This is a genomic window from Streptomyces qaidamensis, from assembly GCF_001611795.1.
Classification (GTDB): domain Bacteria; phylum Actinomycetota; class Actinomycetes; order Streptomycetales; family Streptomycetaceae; genus Streptomyces; species Streptomyces qaidamensis.
Genome location: NZ_CP015098.1, coordinates 3,697,541 through 3,715,815 on the forward strand (window position 1 = coordinate 3,697,541; position 18,275 = coordinate 3,715,815).

General features: G+C 71.4%; 17 protein-coding genes and 1 tRNA gene. 9 read left to right on the forward strand and 9 right to left on the reverse strand.

From position 1 onward, the window contains the following. Positions 1-52: 52 nt before the first annotated feature. Positions 53-1,426: a type III PLP-dependent enzyme domain-containing protein gene (locus A4E84_RS16155; protein WP_062927260.1), complete on the forward strand. Its 1,374-nt coding sequence runs from the start codon at positions 53-55 to the stop codon at positions 1,424-1,426. A gap of 86 nt (positions 1,427-1,512) precedes the next feature. Here A4E84_RS16155 and A4E84_RS16160 read toward each other — a convergent pair whose 3' ends face one another. Together A4E84_RS16160 and A4E84_RS16165 are read right to left on the reverse strand one after the other, a co-directional pair. Beyond that, positions 1,513-2,097, reverse strand: coding sequence for a hypothetical protein (locus A4E84_RS16160; protein WP_062927261.1), 585 nt, complete (start codon positions 2,095-2,097; stop codon positions 1,513-1,515). A gap of 90 nt (positions 2,098-2,187) precedes the next feature. Then, positions 2,188-3,030, reverse strand: a complete 843-nt coding sequence (locus A4E84_RS16165; RefSeq protein WP_062927262.1) for a MurR/RpiR family transcriptional regulator — start codon at positions 3,028-3,030, stop codon at positions 2,188-2,190. Between the two features lie 171 nt (positions 3,031-3,201). Between A4E84_RS16165 and A4E84_RS16170 the strand changes: the two genes are divergently transcribed. Further along, positions 3,202-3,627 (forward strand): hypothetical protein, encoded by a 426-nt coding sequence (locus A4E84_RS16170; RefSeq protein WP_062927263.1) that lies wholly within the window; start codon positions 3,202-3,204, stop codon positions 3,625-3,627. Between the two features lie 13 nt (positions 3,628-3,640). On the opposite strand, the gene A4E84_RS16175 is transcribed toward A4E84_RS16170, so the two are convergent. Continuing rightward, positions 3,641-4,402: an SDR family oxidoreductase gene (locus A4E84_RS16175; RefSeq protein ID WP_062927264.1), complete on the reverse strand. Its 762-nt coding sequence runs from the start codon at positions 4,400-4,402 to the stop codon at positions 3,641-3,643. A gap of 145 nt (positions 4,403-4,547) precedes the next feature. Here A4E84_RS16175 and A4E84_RS16180 point away from each other — a divergent pair, with 145 nt between their 5' ends. Then, positions 4,548-5,414 carry a helix-turn-helix transcriptional regulator gene (locus A4E84_RS16180; protein WP_062927265.1) on the forward strand — a complete coding sequence of 289 codons (867 nt, stop codon included), beginning with the start codon at positions 4,548-4,550 and terminating at the stop codon, positions 5,412-5,414. On the opposite strand, the gene A4E84_RS16185 is transcribed toward A4E84_RS16180, so the two are convergent. Then, positions 5,382-5,804 carry a DUF6924 domain-containing protein gene (locus tag A4E84_RS16185; RefSeq protein ID WP_062927266.1) on the reverse strand — a complete coding sequence of 141 codons (423 nt, stop codon included), beginning with the start codon at positions 5,802-5,804 and terminating at the stop codon, positions 5,382-5,384. The two genes, A4E84_RS16180 and A4E84_RS16185, sit on opposite strands and share 33 nt — an antisense overlap. A gap of 416 nt (positions 5,805-6,220) precedes the next feature. Continuing rightward, positions 6,221-7,609, reverse strand: a complete 1,389-nt coding sequence (locus tag A4E84_RS16190; protein ID WP_062927267.1) for a cystathionine beta-synthase — start codon at positions 7,607-7,609, stop codon at positions 6,221-6,223. A gap of 159 nt (positions 7,610-7,768) precedes the next feature. On the opposite strand from A4E84_RS16190, the gene A4E84_RS16195 reads away from it, so the two are divergent. From A4E84_RS16195 to A4E84_RS16205, 3 genes are all read left to right on the forward strand, one after another. Beyond that, positions 7,769-8,794: an SGNH/GDSL hydrolase family protein gene (locus tag A4E84_RS16195; protein ID WP_062927268.1), complete on the forward strand. Its 1,026-nt coding sequence runs from the start codon at positions 7,769-7,771 to the stop codon at positions 8,792-8,794. Positions 8,795-8,935: 141 nt separating this feature from the next. Continuing rightward, positions 8,936-10,156, forward strand: coding sequence for an acetyl-CoA C-acetyltransferase (locus A4E84_RS16200; protein WP_062927269.1), 1,221 nt, complete (start codon positions 8,936-8,938; stop codon positions 10,154-10,156). Positions 10,157-10,429: 273 nt separating this feature from the next. After that, the gene (locus tag A4E84_RS16205) at positions 10,430-11,212 is read left to right on the forward strand and encodes a hypothetical protein (protein WP_062927270.1); all 783 of its coding nucleotides are present in this window, start codon (positions 10,430-10,432) and stop codon (positions 11,210-11,212) included. 62 nt (positions 11,213-11,274) lie between these two features. Here A4E84_RS16205 and A4E84_RS16210 read toward each other — a convergent pair whose 3' ends face one another. Continuing rightward, positions 11,275-11,586, reverse strand: a complete 312-nt coding sequence (locus A4E84_RS16210; protein WP_079129370.1) for a hypothetical protein — start codon at positions 11,584-11,586, stop codon at positions 11,275-11,277. A gap of 101 nt (positions 11,587-11,687) precedes the next feature. Here A4E84_RS16210 and A4E84_RS16215 point away from each other — a divergent pair, with 101 nt between their 5' ends. Beyond that, the gene (locus A4E84_RS16215) at positions 11,688-11,918 is read left to right on the forward strand and encodes a DUF4287 domain-containing protein (protein WP_033312036.1); all 231 of its coding nucleotides are present in this window, start codon (positions 11,688-11,690) and stop codon (positions 11,916-11,918) included. Between the two features lie 109 nt (positions 11,919-12,027). Here the strand turns inward: A4E84_RS16215 and A4E84_RS16220 are convergent, their stop codons facing one another. The 3 genes from A4E84_RS16220 to A4E84_RS16230 form a co-directional block, all read right to left on the reverse strand. Further along, a complete protein-coding gene (locus A4E84_RS16220; protein ID WP_062927271.1) occupies positions 12,028-12,936 on the reverse strand; it encodes a Bax inhibitor-1/YccA family protein in 909 nt (302 codons plus the stop codon). Positions 12,937-13,094: 158 nt separating this feature from the next. Continuing rightward, a complete protein-coding gene (locus tag A4E84_RS16225) occupies positions 13,095-14,270 on the reverse strand; it encodes a 4-hydroxybenzoate 3-monooxygenase (RefSeq protein WP_062927272.1) in 1,176 nt (391 codons plus the stop codon). A gap of 138 nt (positions 14,271-14,408) precedes the next feature. After that, positions 14,409-14,492: transfer RNA gene (locus tag A4E84_RS16230), tRNA-Leu, on the reverse strand. A 416-nt stretch (positions 14,493-14,908) separates the two neighbouring features. Between A4E84_RS16230 and A4E84_RS16235 the strand changes: the two genes are divergently transcribed. Next, on the forward strand, positions 14,909-15,679 hold the full coding sequence (locus tag A4E84_RS16235; protein WP_062927273.1) for an ABC transporter ATP-binding protein: 771 nt from the start codon (positions 14,909-14,911) through the stop codon (positions 15,677-15,679). A gap of 38 nt (positions 15,680-15,717) precedes the next feature. Beyond that, entirely contained in the window at positions 15,718-18,246 is a 2,529-nt protein-coding gene (locus A4E84_RS16240) for an ABC transporter permease (protein ID WP_062927274.1), read from the forward strand. The last annotated feature ends 29 nt before the right edge of the window (positions 18,247-18,275 follow it).

Genomic DNA, 18,275 nt, shown 5'->3' on the forward strand with positions numbered 1-18,275 from the left:
TCAATACGTCGGGGCGTCGGCGCGGCCCAGCCGTGGGTGTTTGGCTGGATGCATGGGCGCACACATCGAGGCGGAAGAGGCGGGCGACGCCGGGGCCGGGCGGGCTGCCCGGCGGGACGAGGCGGTGCGGGCGGCCGTGGAGCAAGGGCTGCTCGGGCCCGACAGCCCCATCGTCGGGTTGCTGGACGTCACCGGCATCCGGCAGTCGGCGGCGGAGCTGCGGGCGGCGTTCGCCGCGGTGGTGGCGCCGGGCACGCCTGTGCTGCACGCCTTCGCGGTGAAGGCCACTCCGCTGGTGCCGGTGCTGCGGCTGCTGCGGGAGGAGGGAGTCGGCGCGGAGGTCGCGAGTCCGGGTGAGCTGGCCCTGGCGCGGGCGGCGGGCATGCCGGTGGAGACGACGGTGCTCGACTCCCCCGCGAAGACCCCGGCCGAGCTGCGCGAGGCGCTGTCCCTGGGCATCGCCGTCAACGCCGACAATCCGCAGGAGCTGGACCGCATCGACACCCTGATGCGGTCGGGCGCCAGCCGCTCCCCTCTGGGTATCCGGGTGAACCCGCAGGTCGGCGGCGGTTCCATCGAGGCGTTGTCCACGGCGACGGCCACCTCGAAGTTCGGTGTGGCGCTGCGCGACGAGGGGGCCCGGGAGTGGGTCGTCCAGGCGTATCTGGACCGGCCCTGGCTGACCCGCCTGCACGCGCACGCCGGCTCCCAGGGAATCCCGCTGTCCCTGATGGCGCGGGGCGTGGCGGAGACGTACGCGCTGGCGGAGGAGATCAACCGGCGGGCCGGGCGGCGGCAGGTGGACACGCTCGACATCGGCGGCGGCCTGCCGGTGAACTTCGCGTCGGACGCGACGACCCCGACGTACGCGCAGTACGCGCGGCTGCTGGCCGGGGAGGTGCCGGGGCTGCTCGACGGGCGGTACGGGCTGGTCACCGAGTTCGGGCGGTCACTGCTGGCGAAGCACGGGACGGTGGTGGCGCGCGTCGAGTACGCGAAGACCTCCGGCGGGCGGGCCGTGGCGGTCACGCATGCCGGGGTGCAGGTGGCCGCGCGGACGGTGTACGCGCCGGGGAGCTGGCCGTTGCGCATCGCCGCGTACGACGCGAAGGGGCGGCCGAAGGAGGGGCCGGTGGTGGTGCAGGACGTCGCGGGGCCGGCCTGTTTCGCGGGGGACCTGCTGGCGCAGGGGCGGTCCATGCCGTTGCTGGAGCAGGGGGACTACGCGGCGGCGCTGGACACCGGGGCGTACTACTTCGCGCACCACTACGGGTACAACTCGCTGGTCCGGCCCGGGGTGTACGGGTTCGGACCGGGCGGGCGCTTCGCGGTGGTGCGGCGGGCGCAGAGCGTGGAGGAGGTCGTCGCGGAGTCGGGTGGGGCGCAGGCGGATGCGTTGACGCGAGCGGCCTGGGAGGTTCCGTAGGATTCCGGCCTCGGGCGCTGTGTGGCTTGTGGCGCCCACGCGGCGGGGCCGCACATCGACACGGCCCCGCGCCCCTGAAACGGGCGTCACACCAACGCCGGTGACTTCCTCCTGGCTCCTCCCGGCGCCGCGTCCCCCGCCGCGATGCCCGTGCTGCGGTACGCCTTCACGCGCTTGCCCGCCGGGTGGGCCGCTCCCCCGCTCAGCCAGTCCACGCGGACCCACAGCAACGCCCCGTCGGCCCGCTCCCGGCGGCCCAGCCAGGCCGACTTCAGCCACAGGCCCGCCCCGCAGCCGGCCAGCAGCATGCCTCCTGCCGCCGGGGCCGCGACGGCGCTGCCGAGGGCGGCGAGGAAGGCGAGCAGGAGCCACCAGCGGTGGCCCCGGCGCCAGTTGCGTACCGTGACCGCGCGGTCCTGGAGCACGTCGTGCTTGCCGGCCCGGGACGCGGCGGCGGCCAGGGCCGCGTAGCGCTTGCGGCGTCCGCAGGCCACCGCCGCCGTCGCCAGGAGGAACAGCGCCGCCCCGGCCAGGACGCCGATGCGGCGTCCGGTCAGACCCGGCGCGAGCAGGCCGATGCCCGCCGCGAGCACGCCCAGCCACCACAGCGGGGCCGCCCCCGCCCGTACGACGACGGCCACCCGGGCCAGTCCCTGTCCTCCGCGCGTCACGTCCAGCCTCCCGTCCGGTCTCCGAAGCCTCGTGGAGACGTACGGTAGCGACGCAATGTGAGACACGTCTTAAAAGCCCCGACCGTGCCGTCAGTCGACGAACAGGCCGCGCGCCGCCGCCTTCGTGTCGAACTCCTCCAGGCGCGACTGGGCCTGGGGCAGGTCGTCGCACATGGCCTCCAGAAGAACCCGGCCGAGCAGCATCGGCGCGCAGGCCGTGTCGAAGGCGAGGCCGGTGCCGACCGCGGCGGGCAGCAGCAGGTCGGACACCTTGGCGACGGGTGCGAACGCGGAGTCGGCGACCGTGACGACGGTCAGCCCGGCCTCCTTGGCGTAGCCGAGGGTGTCGACGACCTCACGGGGGTGCCGGGGCAGCGCGAAACAGAGCAGTGTGCTCGCGCCGGCCCGGACGGCGGCGTCGATGCGGTCCTGGAGCATCGTGCCGCCCTCGCCGAGCAGCCGTACGTCGGGGTGGACCTTGGCGGCGAAGTAGGCGAAGCCGTGCGCCTGGGCGGCAGCCGCCCGCAGGCCGAGGACGAGCAGCGGGCGGGAGGCCGCGAGGAGCTGCCCCGCGCGCCGGACCGGCGCGGGATCGGCCAGTGCCTCCGCCAGGTGCCGCAGGTTCTCGATCTCGGCCTCGACGGCCTGCTGGTACTCGTTGTGGGCCCCGGCCTCCGCGGCGGGTTCGGCGGGGGCCACCTCGCGCAGATGGCGGCGCAGGGCGGGGTAGCCGTCGAAGCCGAGGGCGACGGCGAAGCGGGTCACGGACGGCTGGCTGACCCCGGCCAGCTCGGCGAGCTCCACACTCGACAGGAACGGCACGTCGGCCGCGCGCCGCACCATGCTGTGCGCGATGCGCCGCTGGGTCGGCGTCAGCCGGTGGCCCTCGAAGAGCGCCTGGAGCCGCGCGGCAGGGCTGTCGGTCACGCTCATGACGTGCTCCCCCTCGCCTATTCAGTAGCTGAGGATTCTGCATGAGCATATGCAGAGCGGCAAGCCGGACCGGAGGACGGCGGCGGTACGACCGGTAGCCCCCTGCGGAACCGGGGGCTAACCCCAGTGCGGCCGGCGCCGCCGCTTCCTACCGTGGACGGCATGACGGGAATGGACGCGCGGGACACCGACCTGAAGAAGGAACTCGACGCCACCCTGCACGCACGCAGGGATCTGGGCGAGGAGTACGAGCCGGCGCTGGTCGACTCGTTCCTGGAGAAGGTCGACCAGCGGATCGACGGCGCGGTGGAGCGCCGGGTGCGCCGGCAGCTCGCCGAGCAGCAGATGCAGACGGCCCGGGACTCCCGGTCGCCGGGGGCCACGGACTCCTGGGGCGAGCGGTTCGGCTTCGGGATCGTCTCCCTGGTCCTCGCGGTGCCGCTGTCGGCGATCGGCGGGGGTGTGGCCCGGCTGCCCGGGCTGCTCGTCGCCTGGGCGGGCATCGTCGGCGTCAACGTCGTCCAGGCGCTCCGCACCAATCCGAACCTCTTCGGGCGCCGCCGCAGGTCCTCCCAGGACAGTGACTGGGAGGACTGAGCGCGCACGCCGTTCAGACCTGCCGCGTCGGCAGCGCGACGATCTGCCGCAGGTTGACCCGGCGCGGCCTGCTCGTCGCGTAGGCCACCAGGTCGGCCAGCTCCTCGGCGGACAGTGCGCCCACCGCGTCGACCATGTCCTCCACCTGCCGGGACAGTTCCGTGTCGGAGATGTGGGTGCGCAGCTCGCTCTCGACGATACCGGGCTCGATGTTCGTGACCCGGACGTCCCGGGGCCCGAACTCTCCGCGCAGGGCTTCCGACAGGTAGGTGACGGCCGCCTTGGTCGCGCCGTACACCGCGTAGTTCGGGAAGCTGACGTGCGCGGCGATGGACGAGATGTTCACGATGTCGGCCGTACGGCCGTCCTCGGCGGCGCTCACCAGGTCGCCGGTGAAGACGCCGGTCATCCGCAGCACCCCGGCGACGTTGGTGTCGAGCATCCGCTGCCACTCGTCGGCGCGCCGGGCGTCCACGGGGTGGGGCAGCATGACGCCGGCGCAGTTCACGACCAGGTCGACGGTCCCGTACTCCGCCCGGACGCGGTCGGCGGCGTCGGCCACGGACGTCTCGTCGGTGACGTCCGCGGCGACGGCCAGGGCCTGCCCGCCGTCGGCCCGGATCTTCCCGGCGATCGCCGTCAGCCGGTCCGCCCGCCGGGCCAGCAGGGCCACCCGGACCCCGTGGGCGGCCAGCAGCACGGCGATGGCCTCGCCGATCCCGCTCGCGGCTCCGGTGACGACGGCGGTACGGCCGGCCAGGTTGTCGTACGACATGGGATATCCCCTCGGTGGCGGCCGGGGCGTGTCCCCGGCCTCGGCCACCACCCTCGGCGGCTCCGGCCGCGCCACCCAGGGCTGCGCTCATCCTGGGTCCGGCAGTACCAGGTTCGCCGGGCCCGGGCGGCCTAGGCTCGCAGCCATGGACGGAGAACTGGGAGACTTCCTGCGCTCGCGCCGCGCCCGGATCCGGCCGGAAGAGGTGGGGCTGCCCTCGTACGGCCGCCGCCGCGTCCCGGGTCTGCGCCGCGAGGAGGTGGCGCAGCTGGCCGGGGTGAGCGTCGACTACTACGTCCGCCTGGAACAGGGCAGGGGGCCCGGGGATCCCTGCCGGACCAAGTCCGGGGGTGTCTCGGACGCCGTGCTGAACGCGATCGCCCGGGTGCTGCGGCTGGACGAGGCCGAGCACGCGTATCTGCGGGCGGTGGCCCGGCCGCGCCGGCAGGACGGGCCCGGGTCCGCCGCCTCCCGGGTGCGCCCGGGTGTCCGGCTGCTCCTGGACGGCATGGACCGCAACCCCGCCTACGTCCTGGACCACCGCATGGACGTCCTCGCCTGGAACGCCCTCGCCGACGCCGTGCTCGGCTTCAGCGGCACGGGCGATCTCAGCCTGCCGCGCCGGTTCTTCCTCGACCCCGCCTCGCGCGAGCTCTATCCGGACTGGTCCGCGATCGCCGCCCAGACGGTCGCGCACCTCCGTCTGCAGGCGGGCCACCATCCCGGGGACCCCGTCACGGGGGAGCTCGTCGCCGAACTCACCCGGGCCAGCGAGGAGTTCCGCCGTCTGTGGGCCGACCATCTGGTCAAGCCCTGCGACCACGGCGTGAAGCTCGTGCGGCACCCGGTCGCGGGCCTGCTGACCCTCCCGTACGAGACGCTCACGATCCCGGCGGCCCCGGACCAGACGATCGTGGCCTACGCGCCCGAGCCGGGCTCGGAGACGGCGGAGCGCCTGGCGCTGCTGGGGAGCTGGTCCTCAGCCGTCCCCGAAGCCCCGGAACGTGCCTGAGGGGTCCGCGGCGTCGGCGTACTCGGCGAAGTCCATGTTGGCGATGCTCAGGTTGGCGGATATCTCCGGGTACCAGCGGAGCGGGACGCGGAAGGTCCGCCCCGGCTCCGTGTAGAGGTCGACGGCCAGGAGCGGGTGCTCCGGGGCGGCCAGGGCCGTCGCGTCGGCGAGGAAGACCTCGCAGATCCGCTCGTCCTCCCCGGCGGCCGACTCCTCGGCGAGCAGCGCCTGAACGCCGGCCCCGGCGAACCGGGGATCGCTGACGCGGGTGGCGCACGGATGCTCGTCGGCCCCGTCGAGAGCGGCGCACAGCGCCTCCCACGCCGCGTCGTCGCCGAAGTCGGTGCGCAGCACGAGCGTGGTCAGGTCGTGGGGCTGAGGCAGTGGCATGGCGGGATCCTGCCATCCGCCACTGACAACCCGGCGGCCGGAGGGCCGGGAAGGAAAGTGCGCGGGGACCGCCGCACCCCCGTGACCGGGGGGCGGGACGACGGCGGTCCCCGCGAAGGACGCGGGCCCGGTCAGGGCCGGGCGGGCGCGTCCATGGCGTCCGTGGAGGTCCGGGAGCCGCTCCGGAGGTCCTGTGACGCCGTTCGGCGCCGGCCGGGGCGGGGAGGAGCCTCCCCCAGTGCTGAACGCCTGGGAGGTGCCCCCATCGCCCTTGCCGACATCCACCAATGTGCCGGACGCGTGTTAAGCGGGTGCTGCGCGAACGTGACACCCGCGTACCGGTTCCGCGACGTCCGCGAAGATCACGGACGCCGCGAGTTCACCCGGTTCACGGGCGGTTCACCGGACGTTGGCCGTCACTTACCCGTGCGGGCGAGGAAGGACAGCAGGTCCTGCCGGCTGACCACACCGGTCGGCTTGCCCTCGACGAGGACGATCGCCGCGTCCGCCTTGCCCAGCACGGCCATGAGGTCGGCGACGGGTTCGCCGGAGCCGACCTGGGGCAGCGGGCCGGACATGTGCTTCTCCAGGGGGTCGTCGAGCGAGGCGCTCTTGCTGAACAGCGCGTCCAGCAGCTCGCGTTCGACGACGGAGCCGACGACCTCGGCCGCCATCACGTCAGGGTGGCCGGCGCCCGGCTTGACGACCGGCATCTGCGAGACGCCGTACTCGCGCAGCACGTCGATGGCCTGACCGACCGTCTCCTCCGGGTGCATGTGGACGAGGGAGGGCATGCGGTCGCCCTCCTTGTCGGCGAGGACGTCGGCGACGCGGGCGCTCGGTCCGGCGTCCTCCAGGAAGCCGTAGTCGGCCATCCACTCGTCGTTGAAGATCTTGCTGAGGTAGCCGCGGCCGCTGTCCGGCAGCAGCACCACCACGACGTCGTCCTCGTCGAGCCGCGCGGCGACCTCCAGCGCGGCCACGACGGCCATGCCGCAGGAGCCGCCGACGAGCAGGCCCTCCTCCTTGGCGAGGCGGCGCGTCATCTGGAAGGAGTCCTTGTCGGACACGGCGACGATCTCGTCCGCGACGGTCCGGTCGTAGGCGGTCGGCCAGAAGTCCTCACCGACGCCCTCGACGAGGTAGGGCCGGCCGGAGCCGCCGGAGTAGACCGAGCCCTCCGGGTCGGCGCCGACGACCTTCACCGAGCCGTCGCTGATCTCCTTCAGATAGCGGCCGGTCCCGGAGATGGTGCCGCCGGTGCCCACGCCCGTCACGAAGTGGGTGATCTTCCCCTCCGTCTGCTCCCACAGCTCGGGGCCGGTCGAGTGGTAGTGGGAGAGCGGGTTGTTGGGGTTGGAGTACTGGTCGGGCTTCCAGGCTCCGGGCGTCTCACGGACCAGCCGGTCGGAGACGTTGTAGTAGGAGTCCGGGTGCTCGGGGTCGACGGCGGTCGGGCACACCACGACCTCGGCGCCGTACGCGCGCAGCACGTTGATCTTGTCCGTGCTCACCTTGTCGGGGCACACGAAGATGCACTTGTACCCCTTCTGCTGGGCGACGATGGCGAGCCCGACGCCGGTGTTGCCGCTGGTCGGCTCGACGATCGTGCCGCCGGGCTTGAGCGCGCCGCTCTCCTCCGCCGCCTCGATCATGCGCAGGGCGATGCGGTCCTTCACCGAGCCGCCGGGGTTGAAGTACTCCACCTTGGCCAGGACGGTCGCCCTGATGCCCTTGGTCACGCTGTTGAGCTTCACCAGCGGGGTGTTGCCGACGAGGCTGATCATCGAGTCGTGAAATTGCACCGTTGTCTCCGGATGCTGCAAAAGATTCGGTCGTAGTGGTGCCGCCAGCCTATGACTTCGCCGTCGCCCGTGACGGTCGTTCACTCCCCGTTGAGATTGGGCGACGGGCTGTACGGGGCAAGCACTGGGTGTACGGGTTCGAGGAGGTGGCGGCGACGCATGACGAGCATGTCGAGGGCGAGGGTGGCCCGTCGGATCGCGGCCGGCGCGGCTTATGGCGGCGGCGGGATCGGTCTGGCCGGAGCGGCCACCGTGGGGCTGGTGCTGGCGGAGGTGCAGCTGGCGCGGCGCCGGGTGAGCAACGGCACGTCACCTCACGTGCCGCACGCGGACGGGCTGTACGGCCGGATGTACGCCGGTCCGGCCGGGGCACCGCTGCGGCTGACGATGCTGGGCGACTCCACGGCCGCGGGCCAGGGCGTGCACCGCGGCGGGCAGACGCCGGGGGCACTCCTGGCGTCGGGGCTCGCGGCGCTGGCCGAGCGCCCGGTGGAGCTGCGCACGGTGGCGACGCCGGGGGCCTGTTCGGACGACCTGGACCGCCAGGTGGCCCTGGTGCTGGCCGATCCCGATCCCGTGCCCGACATCTGCGTGATCATGGTCGGCGCGAACGACGTCACCCACCGCATGCCCCCGACGCGCTCGGTCCGCCATCTGGCCTCGGCGGTTCGCCGGCTGCGCACGGCCGGTGCGGAGGTCGTGGTCGGTACCTGCCCCGACCTCGGCACGATCGAGCCGGTGCGGCAGCCCTTGCGCTGGCTGGCCCGGCGGGCCTCACGCCAGCTGGCGGCCGCCCAGACGATCGGAGTCGTCGAACAGGGCGGCCGCACCGTGTCGCTGGGCGACCTGCTGGGCCCCGAGTTCGCCGAGAACCCGCGCGAGCTGTTCGGCCCGGACAGCTACCACCCCTCCGCCGAGGGCTACGCGACGGCGGCGATGGCGGTGCTGCCGACCGTCTGCGCGTCCCTGGGCCTGTGGCCCGCGGAGGAGGAGCGCCCGGACGCCTCCCGCCGCGAGGGATTCCTGCCGGTGGCGCGGGCGGCGGCGGAGGCCGCCTCGGAGGCGGGCACGGAGGTCGCGGCGGCCATGCCGAGCGGGCCGCGCGGGCCGTGGGCGCTGCTGAAGCGCCGGCGGCGTCGGCGGGTACCCGAGCAGGAGCCGGCACCGGCCACCCCGTCGAACTGACGCAACCCGCCGGACGTCGAAAAGCAAGCGCTTAGAAAACTGCGGCCAGGGTCACACCGCGACACCAGTGACCCAGCCCATACGTACGGGTAACTTCCCAGACAGCCCAAGCAGACCACCCGGTACGTCAATGGAGCCGTGATGCCCGAAGCCGTGATCGTCTCAGCCGCCCGCTCCCCCATCGGCCGCGCCGTCAAGGGCTCCCTCAAGGACCTCCGCCCGGACGACCTGACCGCCACGATCATCCAGGCCGCCCTGGCCAAGGTCCCTGAGCTGGACCCGAAGGACATCGACGACCTGATGCTCGGCTGCGGCCTGCCCGGCGGCGAGCAGGGCCACAACCTCGGCCGCATCGTCGCCGTACAGATGGGCATGGACCACCTGCCGGGCTGCACCATCACCCGGTACTGCTCCTCCTCCCTGCAGACCTCCCGCATGGCCCTGCACGCCATCAAGGCCGGCGAGGGCGACGTGTTCATCTCGGCGGGCGTGGAGACGGTCTCCCGCTACGCGAAGGGCAGCTCCGACGGCCTGCCCGACACGCACAACCCGCTCTTCGCCGACGCGGAGGCCCGCACGGTCGCGACCGCCCAGTCCGAGGGCTCCACCTGGCACGACCCGCGTGAGGACGGCCTGCTGCCCGACCCGTACATCGCGATGGGCCAGACCGCCGAGAACCTGGCCCGCGCCAAGGGCGTCACCCGCCAGGACATGGACGAGTTCGGCGTCCGCTCGCAGAACCTCGCCGAAGAGGCCATCAAGAACGGCTTCTGGGAGCGCGAGATCACCCCGGTGACCCTCCCCGACGGCACGGTCGTCTCCAAGGACGACGGCCCCCGCGCCGGCGTCACACTGGAGGGCGCGCAGGGCCTCAAGCCGGTCTTCCGCCCCGACGGCCTGGTCACCGCCGCCAACTGCTGCCCGCTGAACGACGGCGCCGCCGCGCTGGTGATCATGTCCGACACCAAGGCCCGCGAGCTCGGCCTCACCCCGCTCGCCCGCATCGTGTCGACCGGCGTCTCCGGCCTGTCGCCCGAGATCATGGGCCTCGGCCCGGTGGAGGCCAGCAAGCAGGCCCTCGGCCGCGCCGGGCTGACCATCGACGACATCGACCTGGTCGAGATCAACGAGGCGTTCGCCGCCCAGGTGATCCCCTCCTACCGCGACCTGGGCATCCCGCTGGAGAAGCTGAACGTCAACGGCGGTGCCATCGCCGTCGGCCACCCCTTCGGCATGACCGGCGCCCGCATCACCACCACGCTCATCAACTCCCTGCAGTTCCACGACAAGCAGTTCGGTCTGGAGACGATGTGCGTCGGCGGCGGCCAGGGCATGGCCATGGTCATCGAGCGCCTCAGCTGAGCGGCGCACCGTAGCCGCCATAGCACCCGCTGTGAGCTACCGGCCCAGAACCCTGGAAACACCAGGGTTCTGGGCTGTTTTGTGATCCAATCTCCCCCAGGATGTGACCTATCTCCCTCCGCCAGGGGAGAACCCCAGGTCACAGCAGCCCCACCCTCTCCCCCGACACCGAAGCCCTGTCCGTTTCGTGACCTTACGCACTGACAGCTGGTTAGTCCGCCCTTCAAGCTGATGTAGGAAGTCGGGGGTCGACTTTGAACCGGGAGTACGTCAGTGAGCGCCATGCCGATCGCGTTGCTGGTCACCACGGCCGCCACGGGCGCCGTGGGCGTCGCCGTCCTGCGCACCGTCCTGCAGCTGCGCCGACAGGTCGCGGCCCTGCACACCGCGCTGGCCGAGAGCCGCGCCGCCACCACCCGTGCGCTGCTGCCCGCCGCTCGTACCGCTGCCGACACCGATGAGATACGTGCCGCCGTGGCGGCCGCGCTCGCCGAGGAGCGGGAGCGGGAGCTCGCCGAGGCGCGGGCGTTCTGGGCCGCCCAGGAGGCCCGTGACGCCTCCGACGCGCCTTCTCTGCTGGGCCTGCCCGAGGTCGATCTGTTCCTGCCCCGCCAGGCGGATTTCGCGGGTCTGGAGCCGGTGTCCGAGCCCGGCGCGGAGGCCGAGGAGCCGGCCGCCGAGTCCCCGGAGCTGGCCGCGGCCCGCCGCCGCCACCCCTCCCACCCGGACTTCGTGCCGACGCAGTCGCCCGTCGTGAACGACCACGAGCGCACCGTCGCCACCCTGGAGGAGCTGGCCTCCTCCCGCGTCGAGCTGACGGACGTCCGCCCCGGCCCGCTGGGCACCCTGGACGTCTACGTGTTCGCCGACGGCACGACCCTGTGCATGACCCCGGGCCACCGCGAGACGGCGGAACACCTCGCCGCGGCCCTGCGCACGGGCAAGACCCCCGTCCTCCTGGGCGGCTCCGGCATCTCCGGCGCCTACACCCTGACGTTCGAGTGCGGCGAGGAGAACGTCTACATCCTGGCCGACCGGGTCATCGCGTCCCTGTAGTGCTTCAGGGGCGCGGGAAGCCGCGCGAGCAACCACACGAAACCTGCATCCGCAAACGTCGCTCAGACCCCCGCCCGCTTCTGCGCCTCCTCCACCAACGTCAGCGCTCCATCGAGGTCGGCATCGCTGCGAAGCGCAACGGCCAGATCATTCCCGGCCACGGTGATCTGATCCGCCGCCGCGAACATCCCCGCATCCGGCATCTCCCGAGGCTCCACGCCCGGTTCCTCCAGCTCCTGCGCCCAACGAGCGAGCTGCCGGGCCAGCGCCAGCGCTTCAGCGGCAGCTCCCCGCTGCAACCGGCTCTGGGGCGCGGCCCTCAAACGATCGGCGAAGTGTTCCACCGCACGGGTCAGAGGCGTCGTATCAACCACGCCGCGAGCGTACGCGTCGCACCGGGACTGTTGCCAACGGGCGAACACTCAGGCACGGTGACCTGAAGGACCGGCTTACATCCCAGCGTCCGGAGGCGCCGATGTCCCAAGTCTTCTCCGAAGAGACCCATCGCAACATGCTCGCCCGCATCCCCCACTGCACCGGTCGTGAGATCTCCGACTGGTTGCGCACCGTCGAGGACGGCCCGTCACTCTTCCGCTTCGAGGAAAAAGTCAGCTGGCTCCGGCACGAGCACAACCTCGCGTACGGCCACGCGAAGGCGATCATCCACGAGTACGACCTGAGGAGGGCCGCGCGCAAACTGCTCTAGGGCCTGATCCAGACGACAGACCCTAAGCGCGCACCGCTCCGGGCCCGTACGCCTGGACGACGAAGGGCCCCGGCCGGAGCCGGGGCCCTTCGCGCTACGACCGTCGGAACTAGTCGCTGCTGTTGAGGATCGAGAGAAGCCTCAGGAACTCCAGGTAGATCCACACCAGCGTCAGCGTGAGGCCGAAGGCCGCGAGCCAGGCCTCCTCGCGCGGGGCGCCGTAGGCGACGCCGTCCTCGACCTGCTTGAAGTCCAGGGCGAGGAAGCAGGCGCCGAGGATGATGCCGATGACGCCGAAGACGACGCCGAGGGCGCCACTGCGGAAGCCGAGACCGTCACCGCCGCCGAACACCGCGAACAGCAGGTTCACGGTCATCAGCAGGATGAAGCCGAGCGCGGCCGCCATCACGAAGCCGTAGAAGCGGCGGTTGACGCGGATCCAGCCGGCCTTGTAGGCGATCAGCACACCGGCGAAGACCGCCATGGTGCCGATCACGGCCTGCATGGCCGCGCCATCGGCGATGCGGTTGTCGACGATGTTGGAGATGACGCCGAGGAAGACACCCTCGAACGCGGCGTACGTCAGGATCAGCGCGGGCGAGGCCTTGCGCTTGAAGGACTGCACGAACGCCAGGACCATGCCGATCAGCGCGGCACCGATGCCGATGCCGTAACTGCGGCTGATGTTGGCGTCGTCGACCGGCAGCAGCGCCCAGGAGAGCGCCGCGGTGACGATGAGCACGCCGAGCGTGCTCGCCGTGCGCAGGACGACGTCGTCGATGGTCATCCGGCCGGTGGTGGCCGGTGCCTGCGGCGGTGCGCCGTGCTGCAGGTCCTGCTGGGCGTAAGGGTTCTGCGCGTACGGGTTCTGCGCGTACTGGTCGCCCGTCGGCTGCGCGTACGGGTTGCCCTGGGTGGCGACAGCGGGACCCCCGGCCTGCGGCGCGGTGTTGAAGCCCGCGTAGCCGTTGTCGCGGCTGAACCCCCGTCGCGAGAAGACCGGGTTTCTGCTCCTCATTTCACTCCTCCATGGCCACCAGGCGTGGCCTTGGCTCAAGAGTAATAGGTAGGCAAAGGAATGACCCTACTGCTTGGGGAGGATCTTTCCCTCGTCGTGCTGCGCAACACGCTACGTGGCTTCGTGATTCCCCTCACCGGAGGGGGCCATTCACCGGCTCATCCGAAGGGGAAGCCGGTGTACGCCTCCGCCAGGTCCGTCTCCGCGGCGCGGGAGGAGGCGATCCGCTCCAGCCGGGCGAGCTGGAGCCGGTCCTCGAAGGCCGTCGCGCCGGGTGCGCGGTGCAGCAGGGCCGTCATGTCGTAGGAGAACCGCTCGGCCTGCCAGACGCGGTGCAGGCAGGTCCGCGAGTAGGCGTCGAGCAGCTCGGGCGATCCGGTCTCCTGCTGGTGGACGAGGGCCCGGGCGAAGGTGGCGACGTCACCGGCGGCGAGGTTCAGCCCCTTCGCGCCGGTCGGCGGCACGATGTGCGCGGCGTCGCCGGCGAGGAAGAGGCGGCCGTGGCGCATGGGCTCGTGGACGTAGGAGCGCATGGGGGTGACCGTCTTCTGGGTGATCGGGCCGCGCTCCAGGCGCCAGTCGTCGTCGGTCTCGAACCGGCGCTCCAGCTCGTCCCAGATCTCCTCGTCGCTCCAGGCCCCGGGGTCGGTGCCGTCGGGCACCTGGAGGTAGAGCCGGGAGACGGACGGCGAGCGCATGGACAGCAGGGCGAAGCCGCGGTCGTGGCGGGCGTAGACCAGTTCGTCGTGCGAGGGCGGCACGTCGGCGAGGATGCCGAGCCAGCCGAAGGGGTACGTACGTTCGAAGACCTGGGTGAGTGCGGCGGGGATCGCCTTGCGGGCCACGCCCCAGAAGCCGTCGCAGCCGACGACGTAGGCGCACTCCAGGACGTCCTCGCGGCCCTCGTGGCGGAAGCGGATCCGCGGGGCGTCGGTGCCGGCGTCCTCCACGGCCAGCGCCTCCGCCTCGAAGAGCAGGGGCCCGCCCTCCCGGAGCTGGAGGGCGATGAGGTCCTTGCACACCTCGGTCTGGGCGTAGACCATCACGGACCGGCCGCCGGTGAGGGCGGGGAAGTCGACGCGGTGGCGCGTGCGGTCGAAGCGCAGTTCGATGCCGTCGTGGCGCAGCCCCTCGCGATCCAGGCGCTCCCCGGCTCCGGCCGCGCGCAGCACGTCCGCCGTGCCCTGCTCCAGGATCCCGGCCCGCTGCCGCCGCTCCACGTAGGCGCGGTCGCGGCCCTCCAGGACGACGGAGTCGATGCCGGCGTTGTGGAGCAGCCGGGCGAGGAGGAGGCCGGCCGGGCCCGCTCCGATGATGCCGACGGTGGTACGCATCGGGCGACCTCTTCTCGTGCATCTGCGTTCGTCAGGTGAAATTTCCTTCACCATGTGCCTGTGAGTGTCCGACGGCATGCGACCGCTGTCAACGGGCACGCCGTGAACTCTTCAATGGACCACGCAGGGATCGGAAGGTGCCCGGAGCCGGACTTGAACCGGCACGCCCGCGAAGGGGCAGCGAGGTTTAAGCTCGCCGTGTCTGCATTCCACCATCCGGGCAGGCCGTGGGCTCCGCATCGAGGTTCCGAGACTATCCGGACGGGTCCCCCGAACAGCGGAAGCGTGGACCGATGTTGTCTTATTTTATTGACGTCTGAGGGTGCATCAGCACACGGAACACGCCATCCGCACTTGCCAATAGCCTTGCGTGCGACGGTCGGCCGCGCATGCGGAATGACGGAATTTCACCGCCTGAACGAGGGCACTCCACCTGTTCTCGACACCCGGACTCATCGGTTCCCGACACCGCGGCCCCTCAGGGGCGTTCGTCATCCCCAGGTATGACACTGCGCCGCGCGGTCAGACCGCAGACGGCCTTCGGAACCGGAACAACGGGTGACTACACGGCGGCGTGGGACCTGGACGATGGAACACGTCCTTCCCCGACCCCAGCCGTCCGACAGGAGAACCATCCCGTGACCACCGCACCCCTCACCGACCGGGCCACCACCGCGGCCGCGCGCGCCACGGATCTGTCGAAGATCTACGGACAGGGTGAGACCCAGGTGGTCGCCCTGGACCGGGTCTCTGTGGACTTCCGGCAGGCGGAGTTCACCGCGATCATGGGCCCCTCCGGTTCCGGCAAGTCCACGCTGATGCACTGCGTGGCCGGCCTCGACTCCTTCTCCTCCGGGTCGGTGCGCATAGGCGACACCGAGCTCGGCTCCCTGAAGGACAAGCAGCTGACCAAGCTGCGCCGGGACAAGATCGGCTTCATCTTCCAGGCGTTCAACCTGCTGCCGACCCTGACGGCCCTGGAGAACATCACCCTTCCGATGGACATCGCGGGGCGCAAGCCGGACAAGGAGTGGCTGGACTCCGTCATCCGGATGGTCGGCCTGGCGGACCGGCTCGGTCACCGCCCGTCCCAGCTCTCCGGCGGACAGCAGCAGCGCGTCGCCGTGGCCCGGGCGCTGGCCTCCCGGCCCGAGATCATCTTCGGCGACGAGCCCACCGGAAACCTCGACTCGCGCTCCGGCGCCGAGGTGCTGGGCTTCCTGCGCAACTCCGTGCGGGAGCTGGGCCAGACGGTCGTGATGGTGACGCACGACCCGGTGGCCGCGGCCTACGCGGACCGGGTGATCTTCCTGGCGGACGGCCGGATCGTCGACGAGATGCACGGGCCGACGGCCGACTTGGTGCTCGACCGCATGAAGGCGTTCGACGCCAAGGGCCGCACCAGCTGATCCCCCGTCAGGACCGACAGGACTGAGAAGAAGAACCCATGTTCCGTACCGCCTTGCGCACCGTGCTCGCGCACAAGGCCCGGCTCCTGATGACCGTGCTCGCCGTGATGCTCGGCGTGGCCTTCGTGTCGGGGACCCTGGTCTTCACCAACACCATCTCCGACGCCTACCAGAAGAGTTCGGCGAAGGGCTTCGACCACGTCGACGTCGCCATGACGGCGGAGTACGAGGCTTCCGAGGGCGACCGGGTCGGCAAACTCCACGAGCTGAACCAGGCCACGCTCGACAAGAGCGAGCGGGTGCCCGGGGCCGCGTCCGCCATCGGGGTCGTGCACAACTTCACCGCCGTCGCCGACAAGAACGGCAAGCTGATCGGCCAGGGCTTCCAGTCGCAGGGCGGCAACTACTGGGGCACCAAGGACCCGCGTTACCCGCTCGTCAGCGGGCACGCCCCCAAGGGCCCGGGCGAGATCCTCATCGACTCCGCGACGGCGAAGCGCGCCGGCTACGAGGTCGGCGACACCGTACGGATGTCCGTCGACGGGCCGGTCCTGACACCGAAGATCACCGGCATCTTCACCACCGACGACGGCAACGTCGCGGCCGGCGGCAGCCTCACCCTGTTCGACACGGCGACCGCCCAGAAACTGCTGGGCAAGCCGGGCGTGTACGACGAGATCGACGTCAAGGCCAAGCCGGGCGTCACCCAGGCCGCGCTGAAGGCGCAGCTGGACAAGGCACTGCCCGAAGGCACCGTCTCCACCACCACCGGCAAGCAACTCGCCGACGACCAGGCGCAGATGATCGCCCGGTCGATGAGCGGCATGCAGACGGGCCTGCTGGTCTTCGCCGGCATCGCCCTGTTCGTCGGCACGTTCATCATCGCCAACACCTTCACCATGCTGGTCGCCCAGCGCACCAGGGAGCTGGCGCTGATGCGCGCGGTCGGCGCCTCGCGCCGGCAGGTGACGCGCTCGGTGCTGATCGAGGCGTTCGTGGTCGGCGCGGTCGCCGCCGTGACCGGGCTGATCGCGGGCATCGGCATCGGGGCCGGACTGCGCTCCCTGATGGGCACGTTCGACGCGACCGTGCCCGACGGTCCGCTGGTGATCAAGCCGACGACCATCGTCGCCGCGCTCGCGGTCGGCATCCTGGTGACCATGCTGGCGGCGTGGCTGCCCGGCCGCCGGGCCGCGAAGATCCCGCCGGTGGCTGCCATGAGCAGCGTGCACGCCAAGGCCACGACCAAGTCGCTGGTGCTGCGCAACACGCTGGGCACCCTGGTCTCGGCCGCGGGCATCGCCGTGGTCCTCGTGGCCACGACCATGGACGGCTCGGACGGCCAGATACCGATGGGCTTCGGCGCGGTACTGCTGATCATCGGCGTGTTCATCCTGACGCCGCTGCTGTCCCGCCCGCTGATCGCCGCCGCGGCGCCGGTGCTGCGCGCCTTCGGCATCTCCGGCAAACTGGCCCGGCAGAACTCGGTGCGCAACCCGCGCCGTACGGCCGCCACCGCCTCCGCGCTGATGATCGGCCTGACCCTGATCACGGGCATGACGGTGACGGCGAGCAGCGTGCAGCAGGCCATCGTGAAAATGGCGTCGGCGTCGATCAAGGCCGACTACGTGGTGTCCATGGCGAACGGCAACCCGCTGTCGCCGGACGTCGAGAAGAAGCTGAAGCAGGCCGGTGACGTCACCGCCACCAGCCCGATGCTCAACGCCGAGACCCGGATCGACGGGCAGAGCGAGTACGTGACCGGTGTGAACGGCGGCGCGATCGGCGACCTGGTGGGTCCGAAGGTGGACGAAGGCGCCTTCAAGGTCGGCGGCGGCGACGTCGTCGTGGACAGCGAGACGGCCAAGTCCTACGGCTGGAAGGCCGGTTCCGCCTTCACCCTCGCCTACGAGGACGGCAAGAAGCAGAAGCTCACGGTCGCCGGGACCTACGAGAGCAACGACTTCCTGCGCGGCATCCTGCTCGACGAGAAGACCCTCGCCCCGCACACGTCGGACCCGTACAACATGAAGGTCATGGTGAAGACCGCGGACGGCACGTCCGGCGCGGTGCAGGACAAGCTGGAGAAGGCCCTTGGCACCAACCCGGGCATCAAGGTCCAGTCCAAGGCGGACATCTCCAACGAGATCGCGCAGATGGTCACGCTGATGCTGAACATGCTCTACGGCCTGCTCGCCATGGCGGTGATCGTGGCGGTTCTCGGCGTCATCAACACCCTGGCCATGTCGGTCTTCGAACGCTCCCAGGAGATCGGCATGCTCCGGGCGATCGGTCTGGACCGCAAGGGCATCAAGCAGATGGTCCGCCTGGAGTCCCTGGTGATCTCCCTGTTCGGCGGGGTGCTGGGCATCGGCCTGGGTGTGTTCTTCGGCTGGGCGGCCGGTGAGCTGCTGGCCACGCAGCTGACGACCTACGAACTGGTCCTCCCCTGGGCCCGGATGGGCGTCTTCCTGCTGCTGGCCGCGACGGTGGGTGTCCTCGCGGCGCTGTGGCCGGCCCGGCGTGCGGCGCGGCTGAACATGCTGGACGCCATCAAGGCGGAGTGATCCGGCGGATGCGCCAAGGGCCCCTTCCC